The sequence below is a fragment of the Actinomyces sp. HMSC075C01 genome (assembly GCF_001812965.1).
Taxonomy (GTDB): Bacteria; Actinomycetota; Actinomycetes; order Actinomycetales; family Actinomycetaceae; genus Actinomyces; species Actinomyces acetigenes.
In genome coordinates, this window is record NZ_KV810997.1 from 65,594 (window position 1) to 88,296 (window position 22,703).

Here is a 22,703-nt window from a genome sequence, read left to right on the forward strand (position 1 = left end):
CCCAGCCGTTGCAGAACGCGCTGCTGGCCGCCGGCGTCCAGGTGGCGGTCGAGGACCAGGGTGCCTGGGACGCTCGCCTGGCTGAGCTCTCCGTCTCCGGTGGGCTGGGAACGCGCGTGCGCATCCTCGGCCCGCGTGAGGAGACCTCAGCCGCCCGCTGGAGCCAGGCCAGCCGGGTGACCGGCGGGAGCCCCGACATCGCCCTGTACACGGGGGCAGTGACGGCCTGCCCGCATTCCGAGCTGCTGCCCTTCCTGCGTGAGCAGGCGGTGGCCATCACCAACCACCGCTTCGGCACCCCGCTGGACCTGGCCGAGGGCCTCCTGTAGGCCGGTCGGCGCCGGAACGCAGACGCGTAGCCGAACCGAGTAACCGGGTGGTGCCCTCCCTGTCCGGGGAGGGCACCACCCGGATTCGAGCAACGCCTCCGAGCGGCCTGATGAGGCTCGTTGCTCTCTTGCCCCTGATGATGCTACCCGAGTAGCATGCTGGCATGAAGTTAAGTGTGAGCTTGTCGGAGAGTGACCTCATTCTGCTGGACCGATGCGTGGAGCGTGACGGTTTGGCGTCGAGGTCTGCTGGTATTCAGAATGCCATCCGCCTGCTCGGAAAAGCTGATCTTCAGGATGCTTACGCTGAGGCCTGGTCCTCCTGGGATGCCTCTGAGGATGCGACCGTCTGGGATAGTGTGGTTGCTGACGGGATCGATAGAGGTGAGGATGCTACGAGGTGAAGTCCGCCTTGTCGATTTCGAGCCGTCTGTTGGCAGCGAGGCAAACAAGCGTCGACCTGCGCTCATAGTAAGTAACGACCATGCCAATGCGGCGGCCGCGCGCCTTGGCCGCGGGGTTGTGACGGTGGTTCCATTGACCAGCTCAACCTCGCGAGTTCTTCCCTTTCAGGTTTTCCTCCCCTCGGAGGCAACTGGCTTGCCCAAGGACTCAAAGGCTCAGGCGGAGCAAGTTCGATCGATTGCCGTGGAGAGAGTCGGCGAGGTTGTCGGCTGGTTACCCAGTGGCCTGATGAAGCTGGTCAATGAGGCTCTGATCCTGCATCTCTCCTTGTGATGGAGTCTTACGTCAGGCGGGGGAACTCCTCCAGGGAGAAGACCGACTCCACGGGCACATCGAAGTAGCGGGCGATGCGCAGGGCCAGGTGCAGCGAGGGGGCGTACTCCCCGCGCTCGAGGTAGCCCACCGTCTGGTAGTGGACGCCGAGGGCCTCGGCCAGCTCACGGCGGCTCACTCTGCGGTCGGCGCGTAGGACCGCGATCCGGTTGTGGACGACGTCGTCGGACATCGTCACAGACCGGCCTGGGAGCGAATGGTGGACTGCATGTGCGCCAGACTACCGATCGTCTCCTTGCGGAAGCTGCGCCGCACAATGAACGAGGCCGCTGCGAAGCCGAGAATTGTCCAGGTCGTCAGGACCCCGACGGAGAGCACCGGTGAGAAGACTCGGCTCACCTCCCACGAGGGGTCGCCCACCAGTGCCCAGCGGGTCAAGTGTCCCGACCAGTACGTCGGCAGCGTCAGCTGAACCGCCTGCTGCCAGGAGGGGAGCCGGTCCATGGGTATGAAGAAACCGCTCGTTCCGATAAGGGCGAACATGGGCAGGTAGGAGGCCATGAAGCTGTAGGCGCCGCGGACGAAGGCGCCCACGAGGAAGCCCAGTGGGGCAGTCGCAACGGCAGACAGCACCATGAGCGGCAGGCAGGCCAGCACCTGGGGCGCACTCAGGGGCAGTGCCTCAACGAACAGGGCGCCCCCGAGAAGAATGGCGCCCTGGAAGACGAGGGTCTGAGTGACTGAGGACATTGTCTTACCGATCGCCCACGTCAGCGGACCGTAGGGCAGGACGCGCACCCGCAGCAGGGCACCACCGATACGGTCGACGTAGGCCTCGCTGGCGATCTGAAAGGTAATGAAGCAGCTGATCGTGCCAATGCTGCCGGCGAGGAACATGGGGCCGAAGGCCGCGTGGGCCTCGGTGGCGGCCTGGGTGCTCCTGCCGGCCAGCACGATGGCGCTCACGGATACCAGCAGCGCGACGCTCGATCCGACAATGCCTGCTCGCAGGTCCAGGGCCGCCTGGCGACGGGCCGCGCGTAGAACTGCCAGGAAGGTATGAGTGCTCATGAGTGGGCCTCCTTGCTGACGAGGGAGAGGTAGGTCTCCTCCAGGGTGGGGCGGGTGATGGTGAGCCCGGTGATGGCGTCGAGGTCGAGTCCTTTGACGAAGCGCTCGGGGCAGTGGGTGGTGTGGACGTGGCGGGTGCCGTCCTGGACCCAGGTGATCTCAGCGCCGCGGTCGAGGTGCTCGCGCAGCGCCGTGACCGTGCCGTCGGCGATGATCCGTCCCCCGTTCATGATGAGCACGCGTGAGGCCAGGTGCTCGGCCTCGGCCAGGTCGTGGGTGGTCATGACGATGGTGGCGTCGTCGTCGACCCGGGCCAGAATGAGATCGTGCAGTCGCGCCTTGGAGACCGGGTCCAGTCCGGTCGTCGGCTCGTCCAGGACGAGGAGCTCGGGCGAGGCCATGAGGGCGGCCGCGAAGTCAATGGTGCGTCGCTGCCCGCCGGAGAGCCTCGACAGCCGGGAGTCGGCCTTCTCGCTGAGGCCGACGGCGTCGAGTACCTCGTTGACGCTGCTCACCCGGCTCGCTGCCGTCAGCTGGAACGAGCGGATCCACTTCAGCTGGTCCCGCACCTTCCACTTGGCGTGGTCGGTCCAGCTCTGCTGGACCAACCCGACCCTCGCCCAGAAGTCGGCGCCCGCCCGGCGCGGATCGGTGTCGAGCACGCGCACCCTGCCGGCGGTCGGGGTCAGAGAGCCCAGCAGGTTCTCCACGAGGGTTGTCTTGCCCACGCCGTTGGGGCCGAGCAGGCAGATGACCTCTCCGGCCTCGACCGACAGGTCGATGCCGCGCAGCACCGGGGTGTCCGCGTAGGAGAACTCGAGGTTCTCCGTGGTGATGACTGGAGTCATCGCACAAACCCTCCTGAGTAGAACCGCAACTGAATATAGTAGACATACTACATCATGGTGTTGGTGTGCGTCAGAGTGTGAGACATTGCCCGCGGAGGAGTCCCTTCATCCTCCGTCTCACTCTGCGGTCCCATGCGACCCCCTTACCTGACGATGGGTCCTCATCGGGGTAGGGTCTACGCCGTGCGAGCGACCCTGCGGCCTCACGCCTGGTACCGGGCGAGCCTCCTGCTTAGTCGCCGCGGCGGGGCCTGACAGGCCGGCACCCCGACCGCGGCTGACTCGTCCTGCTCGGCCACGTCCTTGATCGTGCCCCCGGATTCCCTCAGAGCCCCTCAGCTCCTGGAGGAATCGCCGTCGGAACCACGAAGCATCTGATCCCAGGAGAAACCCGATGCGCAACGCCCGCCCCGCCCCCCAGCAGCCCTCCGGTATGCCGTTCGCCAAGTACCGGCCCTTCCTCGACGTCGTCTCCATCGACCTGCCCGACCGCACCTGGCCGGATAAGCGCATCACCACCGCCCCCCGGTGGCTGAGCACCGACCTGCGTGACGGCAACCAGTCCCTCATCGAGCCCATGGGCCCCCAGGCCAAGCGCGCCATCTTCGATTTGCTCGTGACCATGGGCTTCAAGGAGATCGAGATCGGTTTCCCGGCCGCCTCCCAGACCGACTACGACTTCGTGCGCTCCCTGGTGGACGATGGCGCGATCCCCGAGGACGTCACCATCTCGGTGCTCACCCAGTCGCGCGGTGAGCTTATCGACCGCACCCTGGACGCCTGCGTCGGCATCCCGCGGGCCACCGTCCACCTCTACAACGCCCTGTCGCCCCTGTTCCGCAACGTCGTCTTCCGCATGGACCGCGACCAGATCCGCGAGCTCGCCGTCGACGGCACCCGCCAGATCATGGCCCGCGCCGAGAAGGTTCTCGACGAGGACACGATCTTCGGCTTCGAGTACTCCCCGGAGATCTTCGTGGACACCGAGCTCGACTACAGCCTGGAGGTCTGCCAGGCGGTTATGGACGTGTGGGAGCCCGAGGGAGACCGCGAGATCATCCTCAACCTGCCCGCCACCGTCGAGCGCGCCACCCCCAACGTCTACGCCGACCAGATCGAGTGGATGAGCCGCCGCCTGCCTCGGCGCGAGTCCGTGTGCCTGTCCCTGCACAACCACAACGACCGCGGCTCGGGCGTGGCAGCCGCCGAGTTCGGCCTCATGGCCGGTGCCGACCGTGTTGAGGGCTGCCTGTTCGGCCACGGCGAGCGCACCGGCAACGTGGACCTGGTGACCCTGGCCCTCAACCTCTTCAGCCAGGGCGTCGACCCCATGCTCGACCTGTCCGACATCGACGAGGTCCGCCGCACCGTCGAGCGGGCCACCGGCATGGACGTGCCCCCGCGCACCCCCTACGCCGGTGAGCTCGTCTACACCTCCTTCTCCGGCTCCCACCAGGACGCCATCAAGAAGGGCTTCGCCGCGCGCAGCACTCAGGTCAACGCCAAGAAGGCCGAGGGGCTCACCGACGCCGAGGCGGAGATCGCCGTCCCCTGGGCCATGCCCTACCTGCCCATCGACCCCCACGACGTGGGCCGCTCCTACGAGGCCGTCGTGCGCGTCAACTCCCAGTCCGGCAAGGGCGGGGTCGCCTACCTGCTGGGCACCACCCGCAAGCTCGAGCTGCCGCGCCGCCTCCAGATCGAGTTCTCCCGCATCGTCCAGCGCCACACCGACACCTACGGCGGCGAGGTCGACGGCGACCGCCTGTGGTCGATCTTCGCCGACGAGTACCTGCCCGCCGCGACCGCCCCCGAGGCCGAGCTCAGCCGCTGGGGCCGCTTCGAGCTGCGCGGCGCCACCCTGACCTCCGCCGGTGACGACGAGGACTCCACCCTCACCGTCACCCTGGTCGACGGCGGGGAGGAGAAGCACCTGACCGCCGCCGGCAACGGCCCCCTGGACGCCTTCGTCACCGCCCTGGAGGGCACGGGCCTGAACGTGCGGATCCTCGACTACGTCGAGCACGCCCTGAGCGAGGGGCGCGACGCGAAGGCCGCCAGCTACGTCGAGTGCGAGGTCGACGGCCAGGTCCTGTGGGGCGTGGGCATCGACCCCTCCATCACCACCTCCTCCTTCAAGGCCGTCATCTCCGCCCTCAATCGCGCCTTGCGCTGAGAGGGCGTGAGAGACTGCGCCCGTGACGAGCAGGCTGTACCGGGATGAGGCGATCATCCTGCGCACCTACAAGCTGGGCGAGGCCGACCGCATCATCGTGATGCTCACCCGCCATCACGGCCAGGTGCGCGCCGTGGCCAAGGGGGTGCGCCGCACCACCTCCCGCTTCGGTGCCCGCCTGGAGCCCTTCTCCATGACCGATGTCCAGCTCCACGCCGGACGCAGCCTCGACGTCGTCACCCAGGCTGAGATCATCGACCCCTTCGGGCGGGCCGTGAGCGCCGACTACGCCATGTTCACCTGCGCCTCGACCATGGTGGAGACCGCCGAGCGACTCAGCGCCGACGACGGTGACCTGGGCACCGAGGCCAGCCCCCAGCAGTACCTGCTGCTGGCCGGGGCCCTGGCCGCCATGTCCCACCGGCGCCACGCCCCCGGACTCATCCTGGACTCCTACCTGCTGCGGGCTCTGGCCCTGGGGGGCTGGGCGCCCTCGTGCTACGACTGCGCCCGGTGCGGCGCCCCCGGACCGCACCGGGCCTTCCACGTGCAGGCCGGTGGCGCGGTGTGCGAGTCCTGCCGCTCGGCCGGCGCCGTCGAGGTCGAGCCGGCCACGATGGCGCTCCTGGGCGCCCTGCTCTCCGGCGACTGGGCCGTGGCCGACGCCTCCGGCCAGCGCGAGCGGTCCCAGACCTCCGGGCTCGTCTCGGCCTACACGACCTGGTACCTGGAGCGGCGCCTGCGCTCCCTCGCACTGGTGGAAAGGGCATAACCATGACAGACGTCGCCAGAGACATGACGGTCGAGGCCGCCCCGCCCCTGCACCGACCCGGCCTGACCGCACCCGTGCTGACGGCCGCCTCCCTGCCCCAGCACGTCGCCGTCGTCATGGACGGCAACGGGCGCTGGGCCAACGCCCGAGGCCTGCCCCGCACTGAGGGCCACCGGGTGGGGGAGGCCAATATGCTCGACGTCGCCGCCGGCGCCATCGAGATCGGAGTGAAAGAGCTGAGCGTCTACGCCTTCTCCACCGAGAACTGGCGGCGCTCACCCGGCGAGGTCCGCTTCATCATGGGTTTCGCCCGCAAGGTCCTGCGCGTCCAGCGCGATGTCCTCAACTCCTGGAACGTCAGGCTGCGCTGGGTCGGACGCACTCCGCGCCTGTGGAAGTCCGTTCTGCGTGAGCTGCGTGAGGCCGAGCGCGTCACCGCGCACAACACGGGCCTCACCCTCAACCTGTGCATCAACTACGGCGGGCGGGCCGAGATCGCCGACGCCACCCGAGCCATCGCCGAGGACGTTGCCGCCGGCCACCTCAAGGCCTCCTCCATCAACGAGAAGACCATCCAGCGTTACCTCTACTCACCCACCATGCGGGACGTGGACCTGTTCATCCGCACCGGCGACGAGCAGCGCACCTCCAACTTCCTCATGTGGTCCTCCTCCTACGCCGAGCTCTACTTCTCACCCCTGGCCTGGCCGGACTTCAACCGCACCGAGCTGTGGAAGGCCTGCGAGGCCTACGCCGGGCGCGAGCGCCGCTACGGCGGGGCCGTGGACAAGGTGCTGCACGAGGAGCCCACCGGCGCCGAGGACCCGGAGGGCGACGAGGCTGACGAGGAACCGCACCACGACGGTCAGTAGGAAACTGGCTTGTCTTTCTCCTTCTGAGAAGTGCGAATGTCGTGGCTGTCGGAGGCACTCGCACGGGAGGGACTCCGGGGTAGGACGGGTGGCCTGGAGTCGATGGTGGGCCGATGGAAGAGGCCTGACGGGGCGTCAGTGTCCATGACGCTGACATTAGCCCTGCTCAGGCGTCGTAGGCTGAGGGGTAATCCCCAGAATTCCAACGATTTACGCTGGCTGCTTCCACGGCGGAACCGTTGATGTCAGCGCTGTGGACACCGGACCGCTGTGGGATCGACTCCTCGGGGCCCGATGGCGCCGGCGCGACGCCGGCTCCGGCCCGAGCCTTCTCTGGGACGAGCTACTCCACGAGGGTCGGGATCTACTGGGTAAGGGTTGTGCGTACTGCACGAAGGCCCTACCTACATGGAGTACACCCGACCTTCCTCCAGTAGCGCCCGACCCTCGTGCAGTACGCACCAGGCACGCTGAGCAACCACGAATGAGCAAGCCCGCCCCTGCCGGCAGCGCGCGCAACGACTCCCGAACCCGCTCAACCCGCCTCATCGGTGTCTTTCGGTGCCATGGCGGCCGGAGGCCTCACAAGTCATGAGACAACAAGCAGGAGGCAGGAAGTCGCCGGCCGGAAACCGACCACCGGGCCGATCAGACCTGTTCAGTCCTGTGAGGCGTCCTGGGTCGAGCAGGTGGCGCACAGGCCGAAGAACTCCGCCGTGTGCTCCATCTGGGTGAAGCCCTGCCGGGCTGAGACCCGCTGAATCCACTCCTCCAGCTCGCCGCCGGAAACCTCCACGGTGTAGCCGCAGCGGCGGCACACGATGTGGTGGTGGTGCTCCTGCTTCTCGCAGGCCCGGTAGAGGACCTCGCCCTCAGCGCTGCGCACCTGGTCCACCACCCCGGACTCCGCCAGGGTCTGCAAGTTGCGGTAGACGGTGGCCAGCCCCACCTTGGTGCCCTCAGCCTCCAGGGCGGAGTGGATCTGCTGGGCCGAGCGGAACTCGTCGGTGCGGGCGAGGATGTCGGCAACGGCGGCGCGCTGGCGCGTGGCGCGGGGACGCTGCGCCGTGCTGCTTGCGCTCATGATCTGCCTCCTGAGGTGATGCGGTGCCGTCGGGAGCGGCTGACGAGCTGCAGCAGTCCGGACAGGAGGGCGACGACGGCGTAGCCCCCTACTAGGAGTACCACGATCATGGCGCCGGGAGAGGCCGCCACCAGATAGGTGATCGTCAGACCCGACACACAGGCCACCACGCCCAGCCCCATCGCCAGGTACATGGTGCGGGCGAAGGAGTGCGAGACGAGTTGGGCGATGGCCACCGGCACGATCATGACCGCTGAGACCAGCAGGGCGCCCACCACCCGCATGGACACGGAGACCGTCAGCGCCGCCACCACCGCCACCAGCACGTTGAGGGCACCGGTGGGCAGCCCGCAGGCGTGGGCGAACTCCTCGTCGTGGCACAGTGCGAACAGCGGGCCGCGCAGCCCCAGCCCCACCAGGAGCACTAATGTGGCCAGGGCGATGGTGAACCAGGCGTCGGAGACCGAGACCGTGGAGATCGAGCCGAACAGGTAGGAGTTGAGATTCGTCGTCGTCCCGCCGGCGACGCGAATGAGGATGACACCCCCGGCGATGCCCCCGTAGAACAGGATCGCCAGGGCCACGTCTCCCCGGGTACGGCCGTTGGCGCGAATGACCTCGATCATCACGGCTCCCAGCACGCTGATGATGATCGCCCCGGGCACGGCCCAGGCGTCGTGAGGAGTGACGTTGGCGGCGGCCCCGGCCAGCCAGCCCAGGGCGATCCCGGTCAGGGCGATGTGCCCGATCCCGTCGCCCAGCAGCGCCAGGCCCCGCTGAACCAGGTAGGTGCCCACCACGGGGGCGGCCAGCCCCACCAGGACCGCCACGATGAAGGCGCGCTGGATGAGGGGGCTGGCGAGCATGTCGGAGACGAACTCGATCATGGGCGGGTGCTCCTACCGGGATGAGGGCGCGTTTCAGGCAGCCGGTGGTCGAGGACGGGGGCGTGGTGGGCCGGAGGGCCGCCGGCGTCCGGGTGGTGGTGATCACTGCCGTCGCCGGGGTGAGCGCGGTGCGGGTCGCCCTGCGGCGTACTGGCCCCGCTGTCGCGAAGATGAGCGACCTCGTCGGCCGGGCCGTCGGCGACGAGCCGGCCGTCCTGCAGGAGGATCGCCCGCTGGACGACGTCGGCGAGCTCGCTCATCTCGTGCAGGACCGTCACCAGGGTCAGCCCCTGCGCGCGCAGCCCCTGGAGGATCTCGGCCAGGGACTCGCGGCTGGCGCGGTCGATGCCGGCCAGGGGCTCATCAAGGATGAGCAGCTCGGGGGAGCGGACCAGGGCCCGGGCGATGAGGACCCGCTGGGCCTGCCCACCGGAGAAGACCTGGACGTGGTCCGCGGCCCGGTGGGCCAGGCCGACGGCGTCGAGCGCGGCCATGGCCTTCCGCTTGGCGCTCCGCCCCCGATCGGCCCAGGGACGGCGCGGCCCCAGAAGCCCGGAGCGCACCACCTCCAGGGCGGTGGCCGGGACGCCGGAGCCGGCACCGATCCGTTGGGGAACGTAGCCGACGCGCTCCCAGGGAACCCTGCGGCGGTGCGAGGTGGGGGTGCCCAGTACCTCGATGCTGCCGCCGGACAGGGGCACCAGGCCCAGAACGGCCTTGACGAGGGTGGACTTGCCTGAGCCGTTGGAGCCCAGGATCGCCACGGACTCGCCGCCGCCCACGGCCAGGCTCACGTCGTCCAGGATGAGGGAGGAGCCCAGGACGACGCTGAGCTCGCGGACCCTGATGGCGAGCGCGGACGACGCCGCCCGGGGTGAGCCGGACGGCGTCGTCGCAGACGCTGGTGAAGGTGAAGATGATGAGGTCATACGGTTGTGATCATGCCAATCTGAGTGGACGTCACCTGCTCGGAATCCCGGGCTCGGCGGCTCGGGCCCGAGGCTACTTGCACACTATGGCGGACTTGAGCCGGTCCAGGTTGGTGGTCATGGCGTCGGTGTAGTCGCCCTGCTCGGGCTTGGACTCCAGGGGACTGAGGACGCTGGTCTCCGCCCCGGTCTCCGCAGCGATCGCCTTGGCGGGGGTGTCGGAGACCAGCTCCTCGGTGAAGATCGTCTTGACCCCCGTCTTCTCGACCACCGACTTGATGTTGGCCATCTCGGCGGGGCTGGGCTCGGCCTCCGGGTCAATGCCGGAGATGGATGCCTGGGTCAGGCCGTAGCGCTCGGCCATGTAGCCGAAGGCGGCGTGGGAGGTGATGAAGGTCTTGTGCTGGCAGCTGGTCAGGCCCTGCTTGTACTGGTTGTCCAGGTTGGTCAGCGCCGTCTTGAGCTTGTCCAGGCCCGCCTTGTAGTCGTTGGCGTTGGCCGGGTCGATCTGGGCGAAGGAGGCCTCAAGGGCCTCGGCCACCTTGATCATGCGGTCCGGGTCGAGCCAGAAGTGCGGGTCGAGGTTGCCGTCGTGCCCCTGATCGCCCTCGGCGTGGCCGTGCTCATCGTGACTGTGCTCGCCGTGCTCGTCGTGCTCCGTCTCGCCGGCCTGTGCGGTGGTGGCGGCACTGGCCGTGGCGGAGGTGCTGTCCGCGGCCTCCTCGCCGTGCTCGTGCTCCTCCTCAACCCCCTCGTGGTGGACGAGGTTGGCCGGCTTGCTCAGGTCCACCACGGTGGGTCCGGAGCCGACCTCCTTGACCGCCTTGTCCAGGGAGGGCTGGAAGCCGGGGACGTAGGCGATGAGGTCGGCCTTGCCCAGCTCGGCGGTCTCCTTGCCGGAGAGCTCGAAGTCGTGCGGCTCGACGTTGGAGGGGGTCACGGTGGAGACCTTGACGAGCTTGCCGCCGATGGCCTCGGCCAGGAACTGGATCGGGTAGAAGGACGTGGAGACCGTCAGGGTCTTGCCCGGGGCGATCGTGTGCGGTGCCGAGGCACTCGAGGAGCTCTCGCTCTTCAGGGCGCTGCACGCGCTCATGCCGGCAGCCAGCATCAGGGTGGCTCCGAGCGCCACGACGCGGTGGAGATGACGGGAACGAGCCTGTGAAACATTCATGCGAATCATTCTCATACTCTGGTGGTCCTGCGTCAAACTCGGGGCGAATCCGCGTGAGCGCTGCTGAGAGCCGGCTTGAACGGAGGCCCGGCGAGCCTGCCCGGCGCGCGGGCGCGCATCCGTGGTGCGATGGGCCCCTCACCAACGCTCGGCGCCTGTCCGCCTAGACTGTTCCCACTCGTCCCCACCAACCAGGCGGGACCACGACCACTCCTGAAGGAGCATCCGTTGGCATCCACCCCTTCACGCCTCGACGCCGTCATCAACCTCGCCAAGCGGCGCGGGTTCGTCTTCCCCTGCGGCGAGATCTACGGCGGAACCCGCTCGGCCTGGGACTATGGGCCGCTGGGCGTCGAGCTCAAGGAGAACATCAAGCGCCAGTGGTGGCAGTACATGGTCCGCTCGCGCGACGACGTCGTCGGGCTGGACTCCTCCGTCATCCTGCCGCGTGAGACCTGGGTCGCCTCCGGTCACGTCGGCGCCTTCACCGACCCGCTCGTGGAGTCCCTGCACACCCACAAGCGCTACCGCGCCGACCAGCTCGTCGAGGAATACGCCGCCCGCAAGGGCCTCGACCCCGAGACCGTCACCCTCGACATGGTTCCCGATCCCGTCACCGGCCAGCCGGGCTCCTGGACCGAGCCGCGCGAGTTCTCCGGCCTGCTCAAGACCTACCTGGGGCCGGTCGACGACGAGTCCGGCCTGCACTACCTGCGCCCCGAGACCGCCCAGGGCATCTTCATCAACTTCGCCAACGTCATGAGCGCGGCCCGCAAGAAGCCGCCCTTCGGCATCGGCCAGGTGGGCAAGTCCTTCCGCAACGAGATCACGCCGGGCAACTTCATCTTCCGCACCCGCGAGTTCGAGCAGATGGAGTTAGAGTTCTTCTGCGAGCCGGGCACCGACGAGGAGTGGCACCAGTACTGGATCGACTACCGCAAGGCCTGGTACACCGACCTGGGCATCAGTGAGGACAACCTGCGCCTCTACGAGCACCCCGCCGAGAAGCTCTCCCACTACTCCAAGCGCACCGTGGACCTGGAGTACCGCTTCGGCTTCGCCGGCTCGGAGTGGGGCGAGCTCGAGGGCATCGCCAACCGCACCGACTTCGACCTGTCCACCCACGCCGAGCACTCCGGCAAGGACCTGTCCTACTTCGACCAGACCCGCTCCGAGCGCTGGATCCCCTACGTCATCGAGCCCTCCGCCGGCCTGACCCGCTCGCTCATGGCCTTCCTCGTAGAGGCCTACACCGAGGATGAGGCCCCCAACACCAAGGGAGGGGTGGACAAGCGCATCGTGCTCAAGCTCGATGCGCGCATCGCCCCGGTCAAGGCCGCCGTCCTGCCGCTGAGCCGTAAGGAGGAGCTGACCGGCCCGGCCAAGGAGCTGGCCGCACGCCTGCGCCGCTCCTGGAACGTGGAGTACGACGACGCCGGTGCGGTCGGCCGTCGCTACCGCCGCCAGGACGAGGTCGGCACGCCCTTCTGCCTGACCTACGACTTCGACTCGCCTGAGGACGGGGCGGTCACCGTGCGTGAGCGCGACACGATGGCCCAGGAGCGCATCCCGCTCGAGGGTGTCGAGCGTTACCTGGCTGAGCGCCTCATCGGCTGCTGAGCCGCGCCGGACAGTCCGGCAGTCTCGCTGACCCGGCCACCATCCGGGTCCCGCCCCGTGTTCCTGGCTCACGTCAGGGACGCGGGGCGGGCATGATGGGACGGTGAGCACCAACTCGACCTCCCCGAGCAACGAGTCTGTCCCCTCCGAGAGCCTTCCCGAGCCGCCGGTCGAGGAGGGTCGGGACAGCAGGAGCCACGGCCGTCATAGCCGCAGCGGCCACAGTCACTCCCACTCCGGGCCCCTGGACCTGGATGCGGGGGAGGCCCGCCGGGTGCGGATCGTGCTCGGTGCCATCGTCGGTGCCCTGGTGCTGGCCACCGTCGTCGGACTGTTCGTGCTCTGGCCGGGCAAGAGCTCACTCATCGGCTCGCGCTCCTTCACCGCCGAGGGCGGCTCGGTGGGCAAGGCCACCATCACCTCCACGGACCTGTCGGGCTGTCAGAGCTCGGTGAGCGCCCTGACGGAGGTCAACGGCGTCAAGCCCGAGGAGTTCGCCAAGGGTCACGTGTGCGCCCGCATCACCGAGGGGGAGGGCAAGGGCCTGGTGATGCCGGTCCAGCTGGTGGGCGAGCCCCGCAGGCTCGCCCACGCCGGCGACCGGCTCGTCGTCCTCTACTCGCCCCAGGCCATCCTGTCCGGCTCCCCCTACTCCTTCATCGACTACCAGCGCCAGCTCCCGGTCGGCGCCCTGGCGGTCGTCTACCTCGTGCTCGTCGTCGCCGTGGCCGGGCGCAAGGGCGTCCTGAGTGTCCTGGGCCTGCTGGTGGCCACCGGCGTGCTCGCCTTCTTCATGATCCCGGCGCTCCTGTCCGGCTCCCACCCGCTGGCGGTGACTCTGGTCGGATCGATGGCGATGATGCTGGCGGCCGTCTACGTGGCCCACGGCGTGTCCATCCGCACCACGACCGCCCTGCTGGGAACGATGGCCGGCATCGTGCTGACCGTGCTGCTCGCCCTGTGGGGGACCGACGCCGCCCACCTGACCGGTGATGTTGACGAGACCGCCCGCCTGCTGGCCTCGCGCACGCACATCGATCTGCAGACGCTGCTGACCTGCGGCATGGTCATCGCCGGGCTCGGCGTCCTCAACGACGTCACCATCACCCAGGCCTCCTCGGTGTGGGAGCTGCACGCCGCCAACCCGCTGCTGTCGCGCACGCGCCTGTTCACCGGCGGGATGAGGATCGGTCGGGACCACATCGCCTCAACCGTCTACACCCTGGCCTTCGCCTACGCCGGCACGGCGCTGCCGCTCATCCTGGCCGCCGCCCTCATGGACCGGGCCGTGCTGGACACCATGCTCTCAGGCGAGATCGCCGAGGAGATCGTGCGCACCCTCATCTCCTCCATCGGCCTGGTCCTGGCGATCCCGGCGACCACGGCGATCGCGGCGGCCCTGTGCCGCGTCACCCCGGTCCTCGACGAGTAGACGAGTAACCGGTGACCGGCCTCAAGGACCCGCGGTGCCGCTGTCTCAGCCGCCGGAGACGTCGGACTCGGCCTGGCTGAGCATCTCGCGGTGGGCCGCATCCAGGACGGGGGAGTCCAGCCAGCCGTCGGGCAGACGCGGAGTCTTGGGGCTGCCGGCCCGCCCCCGGGGACCCTCGACGATGTCACCGGGGTAGTCCACGACCTCGGGCAGGCGCGAGCGCATCCGCTCCAGGCCGGCGTCGAGCTCATCCAGGGTCCGGATCCCCATGAGGTCAGCGCGCGCCGCGCCGCCGACCGGGTAGCCCTTGAGGTACCAGCCCACGTGCTTGCGCAGGTCACGCACCCCCCGGTCCTCACCCATCTCCTCGGCCAGCATGCGCCCGTGGCGGCGGATCACCTCGATGACGGCGTCCAGGTCCGGTCGGGTGCGCGCCGGCGAGCCGTGCATGGCCGACACGATGTCGGCGAACAGCCAGGGCCGCCCCTGGCAGCCACGGCCCACGACGACGCCGTCGCAACCGGTGGCCTCCAGCATGCGCACCGCGTCATCGCCCAGCCAGACGTCCCCGTTGCCGAGCACCGGCAGGTCAGTGGCCTCCTTGAGCCGGGCGATCTCCTCCCAACGGGCCTGACCCGAGTAGTGCTGGCGCGCGCTGCGGGCGTGCAGGGCCACGGCGGCAATCCCAGCGTTCTCGGCGGCGCGGGCGGCGTCGAGGAAGGTCTCGTGCTCCTCGTCGATGCCCAGGCGCATCTTCATGGTCACCGGCACCTGCCGCGCCCGCCCGACGGCGTGGACGGCGGCCTCACTGGCGCGCACCGCCTCGGTGAGGATCGCCGCCAGCAGGTCACGCTTCCACGGCAGCGCCGCCCCGCCGCCCTTGCGGGTCACCTTGGGCACCGGGCAGCCGAAGTTCAAGTCGATGTGGTCGGCCAGATCCTCCTCCACCAGGATCCGCACCGCGGCCCCCACCGTGGCCGGGTCGACCCCGTAGAGCTGGATGGAACGCACCCTCTCGGCCGGGTCGGTGCGCACCATCGCCAGGGTGCGCTTATTGCGCTCCACCAGGGCGCGGGTGGTGACCATCTCCGTGACGTACAGGCCCGCCGGGGCCAGCATGCCGCCGTCGGGCGCGGACATCGGGCCGGGGGAGGAGGGCCTCAGCGACTCCGGCAGTGCCGCCTCGGCCATCTCCCGGCACAGGCGGCGGAAGGAGGCGTTGGTGACTCCGGCCATGGGGGCGAGCTCGACGGGTGTGGGCACCACCAACGGTCCGATGCGCAGCGGCGCGGGCGCGCGGTCCGAGGCGCAGGCGTCGGGGAGGCAGAGGGAGGTCTGACTCATCGTCACCCCGACATGCTGACACACGGCGGGTGCCAGGGCCGTGACCGGCCCCGCCCTGCGGCCCGGAACAGACACAGGTATAGACCACTTGTGAAGGAAGTAACAGGGACGGATCGGTATCGGCGTATGTCGAATCGCTGATGGCGAGTGCTGATGCGCGTTACCTTGTGTGCTTGTGCTGATGAACGAAGAGACCGAGCCGTCGATATCACGTTCCGTCGTCGTGACCGGAGCCTCCCGGGGAATCGGGGAGGCGGTTGCAAAGGCGTTCCTGGCACAGGGCGACCGAGTGGCGGGCATCTCCCGCTCCGGCGAGGCCCCTGACGGCGCCCTGGCCCTGGCCGCCGACGTCACCGACCCCGACGCCCTGGCCGATGCCCTGGCCGCCGCCACCGAGGCGCACGGCCCCATCGAGGTCCTCGTGGCCTCGGCCGGCATCAACCGGGAGTCACTGGCGGCGCGCACCTCCTCCCAGATGTGGGACGAGGTCATCTCCGCGGACCTGACCGGCACCTTCAACACCGTGCGCGCCGTGACACCAGCCATGATGCGGGCCCGCAAGGGGCGCATCATCCTGGTCTCCTCGGCCATCGCCGCACGCGGAGGCGTGGGCCTGTCGGCCTACGGCGCCGCCAAGGGCGGTGTGGAGGGGCTGACCCGCTCCCTGGCCCGCGAGCTCGCACCGCGCGGCATCACCGTCAACGCCGTCGCCCCCGGCTTCGTCACCACGGCGATGACCGCCTCCCTGCCCGACCACATCCGCACCGCCTACCTCGAGCAGATCCCCCTGGGACGCTTCGCCGACGTCACCGACATCGCCGGCCCCGTCCTCTTCCTGGCCTCACCCGCGGCCGCCTACGTCACCGGCGCGATCCTCGGCGTCGACGGCGGCCTGGGCATGGGGCGCTAGGCGCGCGGCGGGGCGCGAGACGTCGTCGGGACCGTATCCGAGCAGCGCCGCGGTGCCGTAGGGTAGAGACGTGACAACGGATCCCATGCGCCGGCTCGTGCTCGTCCGACACTCCAAGGCCTCTCACGACGCCGTCACCGACCTGGAACGTCCTCTGACTCCCAAGGGCACCGCCCTGGCCGGCCTGCTGGCCAAGGAGCTGCGCAAGCGCCTGGAGACCACCGACCTGCTGCTGGTCTCCCCGGCGGCCCGGGCCCGCGAGACCGCCCGCCCCATCCGCGACCGCCTCGAGCCCACCGACACCCTCGTGCGCGAGGAGATCTACAACCTGGGCCCCAACGGCATCCTCAAGGTCCTGGCCGAGGACGGTGCTGACGCCAGGACGGTCGTCGTCGTCGGCCACGAGCCCACGATCTCCGTGCTCGCCCACATCCTCCACGACACCGACGACGACCTGGCCTCCCAGATCTCCTTCGGGGTGCCCACGGCCACCGCCGTCATCATCGATGTCCCCGGCACCTGGGCGGACCTGGAGCCCAAGGGCGCCCGCATCCGGGAGATCTTCACCGCCCGCAAGCGCGACTGAGGCCGGACCTCCCCGAAACCGCAGCCGGTCAGCCCCCGATCAGCTGCAGGACGGCACGCAGGTCACGCACGTGGATGGCCGCGTCGGCCTGCTCGACGACCACCGGCTTGGCGCAGAACGCCACCCCCAGCCCCGCGGCCTCCAGCATGCCCAGGTCGTTGGCCCCGTCACCCACTGCAATGGTGCGCTCCATGGGCACACCGTCCTGCCGGGCCCAGGCGAGCAGGCAGCGGACCTTCTCCTGACGGTCCACGATCCGCCCCAGCACCCGACCGGTGAGACGGCCCTCGACCACCTCCAGGCGGTTGGCCGCCACGTGATCAATGCCCAGCCGCTTGGCCAGAGGCACCACGACCTCCTCGAAACCGCCCGAGACGACCCCCACCCGGCAGCCGCGTGCGTGCAGCGCCTCAATGAGCTCGGCCGCCCCCATGGTGGGACGCACCTCGGCGAGGACCTGTGCGAAGACCCCCTGGGGGACTCCGGCCAGCGTCGCCACCCGCTCGCGCAGGGAGGCCGCGAAGTCCAGCTCCCCGCGCATCGCCCGGGCCGTGACCTCGGCGACCCGCTCACGGGTCCCGGCGCGCTCAGCGATGAGCTCGATGACCTCCTGCTCGATGAGGGTGGAGTCCACGTCCATGACCAGCAGGCCGGGGCCCTCAGTCACTAAAAGGCCCTCGCTCAGCGCCCCGCTGAGGTCCGCGGAGTGGCCGGCACGGTGTCGGGAGGTGTCGCTCATGGCGCCATGCTAGTGGGCGAGCCGGCATGCGAATACAGCTGCACCGTCGCCCGGAAGCTCGGGCGACGGCGCGCACTGCAAAGGCGGTGAGCCTACGGTCAGCGGGTGACGAGCTGACCCTTGGCCACCACCGTGATGCCGGACTCGGTCACGGTGAAGCCCCGCTCGCGGTCGTGCTCGGGATCGATCCCCACCATGGCGCCCTCCTCGACCTTCACGTACTTGTCCAGGATCGCGCGGTTGACCACGGTGTTGCGGCCCACCTCGGCCCCGTCCATGAGGACGGACTCGCGCACCGAGGACCAGGAGTTGACGCGCACACCGGGGGACAGGACCGAGGAGATCACCTCACCACCGGAGACGATGACGCCCGGTGAGACGATCGAGTCGACCGCGTGCCCCAGGCGCTCGTGGTGGCCGTAGACGAACTTGGCCGGCGGCATCGCGGCCTGGTAACCGGCGAACAGCGGCCAGCGGTCGTTGTACAGGTTGAACACGGGGGTCACCGAGATGAGGTCCTGGTGCGCCTCGAAGAAGGCGTCCACGGTACCCACGTCGCGCCAGTAGTCGCGGTCGCGCTCGGAGGAGCCCGGGACGTCGTTGTCCTTGAAGTCGTAGACGCCGGCCGCCCCCTGGTTGACGAACCAGGGCACGATGCTGCCACCCATGTCGTGCTTGGAGGTCTCATCGGCGGCGTCGACCGTCACGGCCTCCAGGAGCGCGTCGGCGTTCATGATGTAGTTGCCCATCGAGGCCAGGACCTCATCGGGGGAGTCCGGCAGACCGGGGGTCTCCTTGGGCTTCTCGACGAAGGCCTTGATCCTGCCGCGGTCGGACGGGTCGGTCTCGATGACGCCGAACTGGTCCGCCAGGGACCGCGGCTGACGGATGCCCGCGACGGTGCAGGGCAGACCGGAGGCGATGTGGTGCTCCAGCATCTGGGAGAAGTCCATGCGGTAGATGTTGTCCGCACCGGTGATGACCACATAGTCCGGCCGCTCGTCGTCGAGCAGGTTGAGGGACTGGTAGATCGCGTCGGCGCTCCCCAGGAACCAGTGCTTGCCCACGCGCTGCTGGGCCGGCACCGGCGCGATGTAGTTGCCCAGCATGTCGGACATGCGCCACGTCTTGGAGATGTGACGGTCCAGCGAGTGGGACTTGTACTGGGTGAGCACCACGACCTTGAGGAAGCCGGAGTTGATCATGTTGGACAGGGAGAAGTCGATGAGGCGGTAGATACCGCCGAAGGGCACGGCCGGCTTGGCGCGGTCGACGGTCAGGGGCATGAGGCGCTTGCCCTCGCCACCGGCGAGGACGATTGCGAGAACACGAGGTTGAGCCATGTGGCCCACCTTACGTTGCTTGAGAGGCTTATGGGGCCAAACAGATCACAATTCGGGTCGCTCCCGTGTCGGCTCCCGAGTCAACCCGGACCTTTGATCTACACATGCCCCCGCTCAGGGAACCGACGGTACCGTACATGCGAATCGGTGGAAGCCACCGGCGCTGAACGGTCCCACCGGGGCCCGTGTGCGTATAACGTCGGGTGTGGCGCCCGCCGCACCGCAGGCGCCCGTCCTGCGCCGAGGAAGGCGCGGTCAGTCCATCCATCAGACAGAGGAGAGGCACACCCATGAGGGTCGACCTGCTGACCAAGGAGTACCCACCCTTTATCTACGGAGGCGCCGGAGTCCACGTCAACGAGCTCGCCAAGGTCCTGCGCCCCCTGGCCGACGTCCGCGTCCACGCCTTCGGCGGCCCCCGCGAGCCCGGCACCGAGGGCGCCGACGACGGCGTCACCGGCTACCCCGAGATCGCCGAGCTCGACGGCGCCAACGCCGCCCTGCGCACCTTCGGAGTTGACCTGGAGATGGCCCAGGGCACCGAGGGAACCGACCTCGTCCACTCCCACACCTGGTACGCCAACCTCGCCGGACACCTGGCCGGCCTGCTCCACGGCGTCCCCCACGTCGTTAGCGCCCACTCCCTGGAGCCCCTGCGCCCCTGGAAGGCCGAGCAGCTCGGCGGCGGCTACGCCCTGTCCTCCTGGGCGGAGAAGACCGCCTACGAGGCCGCCTCCGGGATCATCGCGGTCTCCAACGGCATGCGTGAGGACATCCTGCGCTGCTACCCGGCCGTTGGCCCCGAGCGAGTCAAGGTCGTCCACAACGGCATCGACCTCGAGGCCTGGAAGCGCCCGCAGGGCCAGGAGGCCGACGCCGCGGCCTCCGCCACCCTCAAGCGCCTCGGCATTGACCCCGACCGCCCCACCGTCGTCTTCGTCGGACGCATCACCCGTCAGAAGGGCCTTCCCCACCTGCTGCGCGCCTGCGAGCAGCTGCCCTCCGACGTCCAGGTCATCCTGTGCGCTGGCGCCCCCGACACCCCCGAGATCAAGGCCGAGGTCGAGGGCCTCGTGGCCCGCCTGCGCGAGAAGCGCACCGGAGTGGTCTGGATCGAGGAGATGCTGCCGCGCCCCGAGCTCATCGCCGTGCTGGCCGCCTCCGACGTCTTCGTGTGCCCCTCGGTCTACGAGCCCCTGGGCATCGTCAACCTCGAGGCCATGGCCGTGGGACTGCCGGTTGTCGGATCAGCCACCGGCGGCATCCCCGACGTCATCGTCGACGGCGAGACCGGCCTCCTGGTGCCCATTGAGCAGGTCCAGGACGGCACCGGCACCCCCATCGACCCGGCCCGCTTCGAGGCCGACCTGGCCGAGCGCCTCATCACCCTGGTCACCGACACCGAGGCCGCCAGGACCATGGGGCAGGCCGCTCGACGCCGCGTCGAGGAGCACTTCGCCTGGGAGGCCATCGCCCAGCGCACCATGGACGTCTACAACTGGGTCCTGGCCCAGGGCTGAGCCGGACGGCTCCCGCTCGGTGACCCCACCGATACGCCACCGAGTGGCGCGCCCCTCTACCGGGCCCACCACTCGGTGGCCGCAGCGGCGCCGTGACGCGCCACCGCCAGCAGCGGACGCAGGACGTTGGCTCGCCGCCGCGCCTGCAGGGCGGTCGTGGCCGCGCCGTCGTCGTCCAGGGCCAGCTCGCACATCCCCGCCAGCCGCAAGGAGCGCTCCAACAGCTCCCGATCACGGCGCTTCAGCCACGGCGGCATGAGCCGCGGATCCACCACCGCGGTGAGCAGGTCATTGAGGGCGTCGGCCAGCTCCGGGCGCTCACGGGCCAGGTCGAGCTCGATGAGCGCCTCGATGGCCTCCTCGGTGGCGGCGTGCACCTGCCGGCGGGCGTGCGCCGCATCCAGCGGGGGCAGCGTGCCGCCCATGGGCTCGGCGCGCCAGGTCACCGAGGTTCCGGAGTCCTCAGGAACCAGCAGCACCCGGCCGGCTGACCCCTCCAGCACGACGCCCTCCTCGATGTCGGGCAGGAGCCCCCAGGTGCCGGTGCCGCCGACCGGTGAGGGCAGGACCGCGCTCACCCGGCTCAGCGGGCGGGCGGCGGTGAGCCACTGCGTCAGGCTGACGCGTCCTGGATCGTCGGCGGCGGTCGGCGTGTCCGAGCCCCCGGGGACGACGCTGTCGATGACGTCATGGGCGCCGTCGGGGCCTTCCACGAGTGACAGGCCGTGGGAGGAGGGCGATGGCGCCCACAGGGCCAGCATGATGCTGACAGGCGGATTGAGGGGATCCATGAGGGCCAACCATAGTGAATGGCAGCGAGGTAGGCCCCGGAGGAGAACGGGCCGCAGACGGGTCGCGGCTCTTGCCGCGCATCTGCCCGGTGTGAACTCGGCGCCACGATAGGATCACCCCATGACCAGTGTCCTGCACCTCGACGACGTCTCGCTGCACCGCGGCAGTCACCAGATTCTCAGCCACGTCAGCTGGAACGTGGAAGAGGGTCAGCACTGGGTGCTGCTGGGGTCCAACGGCGCGGGCAAGACCACGATCGCCAGGATCGCCTCGGCCAGGCTCTTCCCCTCCTCCGGCACGGTGGACATCCTCTCCGAGCGGCTCGGGCGCGTGGACGTCTCCGAGCTCCACCCCCGTATCGGCCTGTTGTCGTCGGCCCTGGCCGCCGATGTCCAGAACGGCGAGAAGGTGCTCGGCGTGGTCCTGTCGGCCTCCTACGGGCGCATCGGACGCTGGCGCGAGGAGTACGACAACGTCGACGTCGAGCGCGCTCACGCCCTGCTGGGCGCCCTGGGGGCCGCTCACCTGGTCGACCGGCCGTGGGGAACACTGTCGTCGGGGGAGCGCAAGCGCGTCGAGCTGGCTCGCGCTCTCATGCCGGACCCGGAGATGCTCTTCCTGGACGAGCCGGCCTCGGGCCTGGACCTGGCCGGCCGTGAACAGCTTCTGGCGGCGCTCACCGAGATCATCTCCTCGCCCGACTCGCCCTCCATGGTCCTGGTGACTCACCACCTGGAGGAGATCCCGGAGGGCTTCACCCACGCGCTCACGCTGCGCGAGGGCAAGGTCGTGGGCGCCGGCCCGCTCAATAAAGTCCTCACCGCGGACATGATCAGCACGACCTTCGGCATGGAGCTGGAGGTCACCCATGACCGCGGCCGCTACTCCGCCAGGGGGCGCCCGGCCGGCCACGGCAGGCGCGTCGCCGAGGCCAGGGGCTGACCACCGGTTCCGGGCGAGAAGGCCGCCTTGGACTGTATCGATCCCTGATCGGCCCTGCCCGGTATACGATCACACCCTCACCAACCGCGTTCATCAGGAGGTTCTCATGGAATGGCTGCTCTGGGTCGGAGGGGCGTTGCTCCTCATCGTCATCGAGACGATGACAGCTGACCTCACCTTCCTCATGATTGCCGGCGGCGCGCTGGGAGGAGGCCTGACCTCCTTCCTCGGCGGGCCCGTGTGGGCGCAGGTCGTGGTCTTCGCCTGCGTCTCCACCCTGCTTCTGTTCGCCGTGCGTCCCTGGGCCAAGCGCCGCTTGGCGGCCGCCACCCCGCAGATGAAGACCAACGTCGACGCCCTCATCGGTCGGTCTGCCGTCACCATTACTCCTGTTGACCGTGAAGGCGGGCGGGTGCGCCTGGGCGGTGAGGAGTGGAGTGCCCGTCTGGCTCCCTCCGCCCAAGGGGGTGAGCCTCGCCTGGAGGCCGGGGTGAGTGTGACCGTGACTCAGATCGACGGGGCCGTGGCCGTGGTCGCCCCGGTGACGACCTCCGCCGCTGCGCCCGCATCCTGACGTTCCCGGCGTCGGCCCCAA

At 69.3% G+C, this 22,703-nt stretch carries 23 protein-coding genes; 12 read left to right on the forward strand and 11 right to left on the reverse strand.

Going from position 1 to position 22,703, the window contains the following annotated elements:
* Both HMPREF2883_RS15105 and HMPREF2883_RS14165 read left to right on the forward strand, forming a co-directional pair.
* On the forward strand, nt 1-329 hold a 329-nt coding region (locus HMPREF2883_RS15105), incomplete at its 5' end, for a hypothetical protein (RefSeq protein ID WP_176747170.1).
* Between the two features lie 390 nt (nt 330-719).
* Entirely contained in the window at nt 720-1,067 is a 348-nt protein-coding gene (locus HMPREF2883_RS14165) for a type II toxin-antitoxin system PemK/MazF family toxin (RefSeq protein WP_075370851.1), read from the forward strand.
* Nucleotides 1,068-1,074: 7 nt separating this feature from the next.
* On the opposite strand, the gene HMPREF2883_RS07665 is transcribed toward HMPREF2883_RS14165, so the two are convergent.
* The 3 genes from HMPREF2883_RS07665 to HMPREF2883_RS07675 are packed head-to-tail and all read right to left on the reverse strand — an operon-like array spanning nt 1,075 to nt 2,986.
* The gene (locus tag HMPREF2883_RS07665; protein WP_020991564.1) at nt 1,075-1,299 is read right to left on the reverse strand and encodes a helix-turn-helix transcriptional regulator; all 225 of its coding nucleotides are present in this window, start codon (nt 1,297-1,299) and stop codon (nt 1,075-1,077) included.
* Between the two features lie 2 nt (nt 1,300-1,301).
* Complete coding sequence (locus HMPREF2883_RS07670) at nt 1,302-2,138, reverse strand: ABC transporter permease (RefSeq protein ID WP_070660558.1); 837 nt, start codon at nt 2,136-2,138, stop codon at nt 1,302-1,304.
* Nucleotides 2,135-2,986 (reverse strand): ABC transporter ATP-binding protein, encoded by an 852-nt coding sequence (locus HMPREF2883_RS07675; protein WP_070660561.1) that lies wholly within the window; start codon nt 2,984-2,986, stop codon nt 2,135-2,137. The genes HMPREF2883_RS07670 and HMPREF2883_RS07675 overlap by 4 nt, the downstream gene beginning before the upstream one ends.
* 394 nt (nt 2,987-3,380) lie before the next feature.
* Between HMPREF2883_RS07675 and leuA the strand changes: the two genes are divergently transcribed.
* The 3 genes from leuA to uppS are packed head-to-tail and all read left to right on the forward strand — an operon-like array spanning nt 3,381 to nt 6,806.
* Nucleotides 3,381-5,162 (forward strand): 2-isopropylmalate synthase, encoded by a 1,782-nt coding sequence (gene leuA, locus HMPREF2883_RS07680; protein WP_070660565.1) that lies wholly within the window; start codon nt 3,381-3,383, stop codon nt 5,160-5,162.
* Between the two features lie 22 nt (nt 5,163-5,184).
* A complete protein-coding gene (gene recO / locus HMPREF2883_RS07685) occupies nt 5,185-5,934 on the forward strand; it encodes a DNA repair protein RecO (protein ID WP_070660568.1) in 750 nt (249 codons plus the stop codon).
* Nucleotides 5,935-5,936: 2 nt separating this feature from the next.
* A complete protein-coding gene (gene uppS / locus HMPREF2883_RS07690) occupies nt 5,937-6,806 on the forward strand; it encodes a polyprenyl diphosphate synthase (protein WP_070660571.1) in 870 nt (289 codons plus the stop codon).
* Nucleotides 6,807-7,464: 658 nt separating this feature from the next.
* Here the strand turns inward: uppS and HMPREF2883_RS07695 are convergent.
* The 4 genes from HMPREF2883_RS07695 to HMPREF2883_RS07710 all read right to left on the reverse strand — a co-directional run bounded on the left by HMPREF2883_RS07695 (nt 7,465) and on the right by HMPREF2883_RS07710 (nt 10,880).
* On the reverse strand, nt 7,465-7,890 hold the full coding sequence (locus HMPREF2883_RS07695) for a Fur family transcriptional regulator (protein ID WP_070660575.1): 426 nt from the start codon (nt 7,888-7,890) through the stop codon (nt 7,465-7,467).
* Nucleotides 7,887-8,777, reverse strand: coding sequence for a metal ABC transporter permease (locus HMPREF2883_RS07700; RefSeq protein ID WP_070660578.1), 891 nt, complete (start codon nt 8,775-8,777; stop codon nt 7,887-7,889). Before HMPREF2883_RS07700 ends, HMPREF2883_RS07695 begins: the two co-directional genes overlap by 4 nt.
* Nucleotides 8,774-9,706, reverse strand: coding sequence for a metal ABC transporter ATP-binding protein (locus HMPREF2883_RS07705; protein WP_070660581.1), 933 nt, complete (start codon nt 9,704-9,706; stop codon nt 8,774-8,776). The genes HMPREF2883_RS07700 and HMPREF2883_RS07705 overlap by 4 nt, the downstream gene beginning before the upstream one ends.
* A gap of 73 nt (nt 9,707-9,779) precedes the next feature.
* The gene (locus HMPREF2883_RS07710; protein WP_070660584.1) at nt 9,780-10,880 is read right to left on the reverse strand and encodes a metal ABC transporter substrate-binding protein; all 1,101 of its coding nucleotides are present in this window, start codon (nt 10,878-10,880) and stop codon (nt 9,780-9,782) included.
* Nucleotides 10,881-11,108: 228 nt separating this feature from the next.
* Here HMPREF2883_RS07710 and HMPREF2883_RS07715 point away from each other — a divergent pair, with 228 nt between their 5' ends.
* The gene (locus HMPREF2883_RS07715) at nt 11,109-12,500 is read left to right on the forward strand and encodes a glycine--tRNA ligase (RefSeq protein ID WP_070660586.1); all 1,392 of its coding nucleotides are present in this window, start codon (nt 11,109-11,111) and stop codon (nt 12,498-12,500) included.
* Between the two features lie 103 nt (nt 12,501-12,603).
* The gene (locus HMPREF2883_RS07720; RefSeq protein WP_070660589.1) at nt 12,604-13,932 is read left to right on the forward strand and encodes a YibE/F family protein; all 1,329 of its coding nucleotides are present in this window, start codon (nt 12,604-12,606) and stop codon (nt 13,930-13,932) included.
* 45 nt (nt 13,933-13,977) lie between these two features.
* On the opposite strand, the gene dusB is transcribed toward HMPREF2883_RS07720, so the two are convergent.
* Nucleotides 13,978-15,276 (reverse strand): tRNA dihydrouridine synthase DusB, encoded by a 1,299-nt coding sequence (dusB, locus tag HMPREF2883_RS07725; RefSeq protein WP_141759068.1) that lies wholly within the window; start codon nt 15,274-15,276, stop codon nt 13,978-13,980.
* 181 nt (nt 15,277-15,457) lie between these two features.
* On the opposite strand from dusB, the gene HMPREF2883_RS07730 reads away from it, so the two are divergent.
* The gene (locus HMPREF2883_RS07730) at nt 15,458-16,186 is read left to right on the forward strand and encodes an SDR family oxidoreductase (RefSeq protein WP_176747171.1); all 729 of its coding nucleotides are present in this window, start codon (nt 15,458-15,460) and stop codon (nt 16,184-16,186) included.
* Between the two features lie 85 nt (nt 16,187-16,271).
* A complete protein-coding gene (locus HMPREF2883_RS07735; protein ID WP_009406005.1) occupies nt 16,272-16,772 on the forward strand; it encodes a SixA phosphatase family protein in 501 nt (166 codons plus the stop codon).
* A gap of 28 nt (nt 16,773-16,800) precedes the next feature.
* Here HMPREF2883_RS07735 and serB read toward each other — a convergent pair whose 3' ends face one another.
* Complete coding sequence (serB, locus tag HMPREF2883_RS07740; protein WP_070660593.1) at nt 16,801-17,511, reverse strand: phosphoserine phosphatase SerB; 711 nt, start codon at nt 17,509-17,511, stop codon at nt 16,801-16,803.
* 98 nt (nt 17,512-17,609) lie between these two features.
* A complete protein-coding gene (gene glgC, locus HMPREF2883_RS07745) occupies nt 17,610-18,854 on the reverse strand; it encodes a glucose-1-phosphate adenylyltransferase (protein ID WP_070660596.1) in 1,245 nt (414 codons plus the stop codon).
* Nucleotides 18,855-19,144: 290 nt separating this feature from the next.
* Between glgC and glgA the strand changes: the two genes are divergently transcribed.
* The gene (gene glgA / locus HMPREF2883_RS07750; RefSeq protein WP_070660599.1) at nt 19,145-20,374 is read left to right on the forward strand and encodes a glycogen synthase; all 1,230 of its coding nucleotides are present in this window, start codon (nt 19,145-19,147) and stop codon (nt 20,372-20,374) included.
* Between the two features lie 56 nt (nt 20,375-20,430).
* Here the strand turns inward: glgA and HMPREF2883_RS07755 are convergent, their stop codons facing one another.
* Entirely contained in the window at nt 20,431-21,165 is a 735-nt protein-coding gene (locus HMPREF2883_RS07755; RefSeq protein WP_070660612.1) for a hypothetical protein, read from the reverse strand.
* A 121-nt stretch (nt 21,166-21,286) separates the two neighbouring features.
* Here HMPREF2883_RS07755 and HMPREF2883_RS07760 point away from each other — a divergent pair, with 121 nt between their 5' ends.
* Together HMPREF2883_RS07760 and HMPREF2883_RS07765 are read left to right on the forward strand one after the other, a co-directional pair.
* On the forward strand, nt 21,287-22,108 hold the full coding sequence (locus tag HMPREF2883_RS07760; protein WP_070660617.1) for an ABC transporter ATP-binding protein: 822 nt from the start codon (nt 21,287-21,289) through the stop codon (nt 22,106-22,108).
* A gap of 106 nt (nt 22,109-22,214) precedes the next feature.
* Nucleotides 22,215-22,682: an NfeD family protein gene (locus HMPREF2883_RS07765; RefSeq protein WP_070660620.1), complete on the forward strand. Its 468-nt coding sequence runs from the start codon at nt 22,215-22,217 to the stop codon at nt 22,680-22,682.
* Nucleotides 22,683-22,703 lie beyond the last annotated feature (21 nt).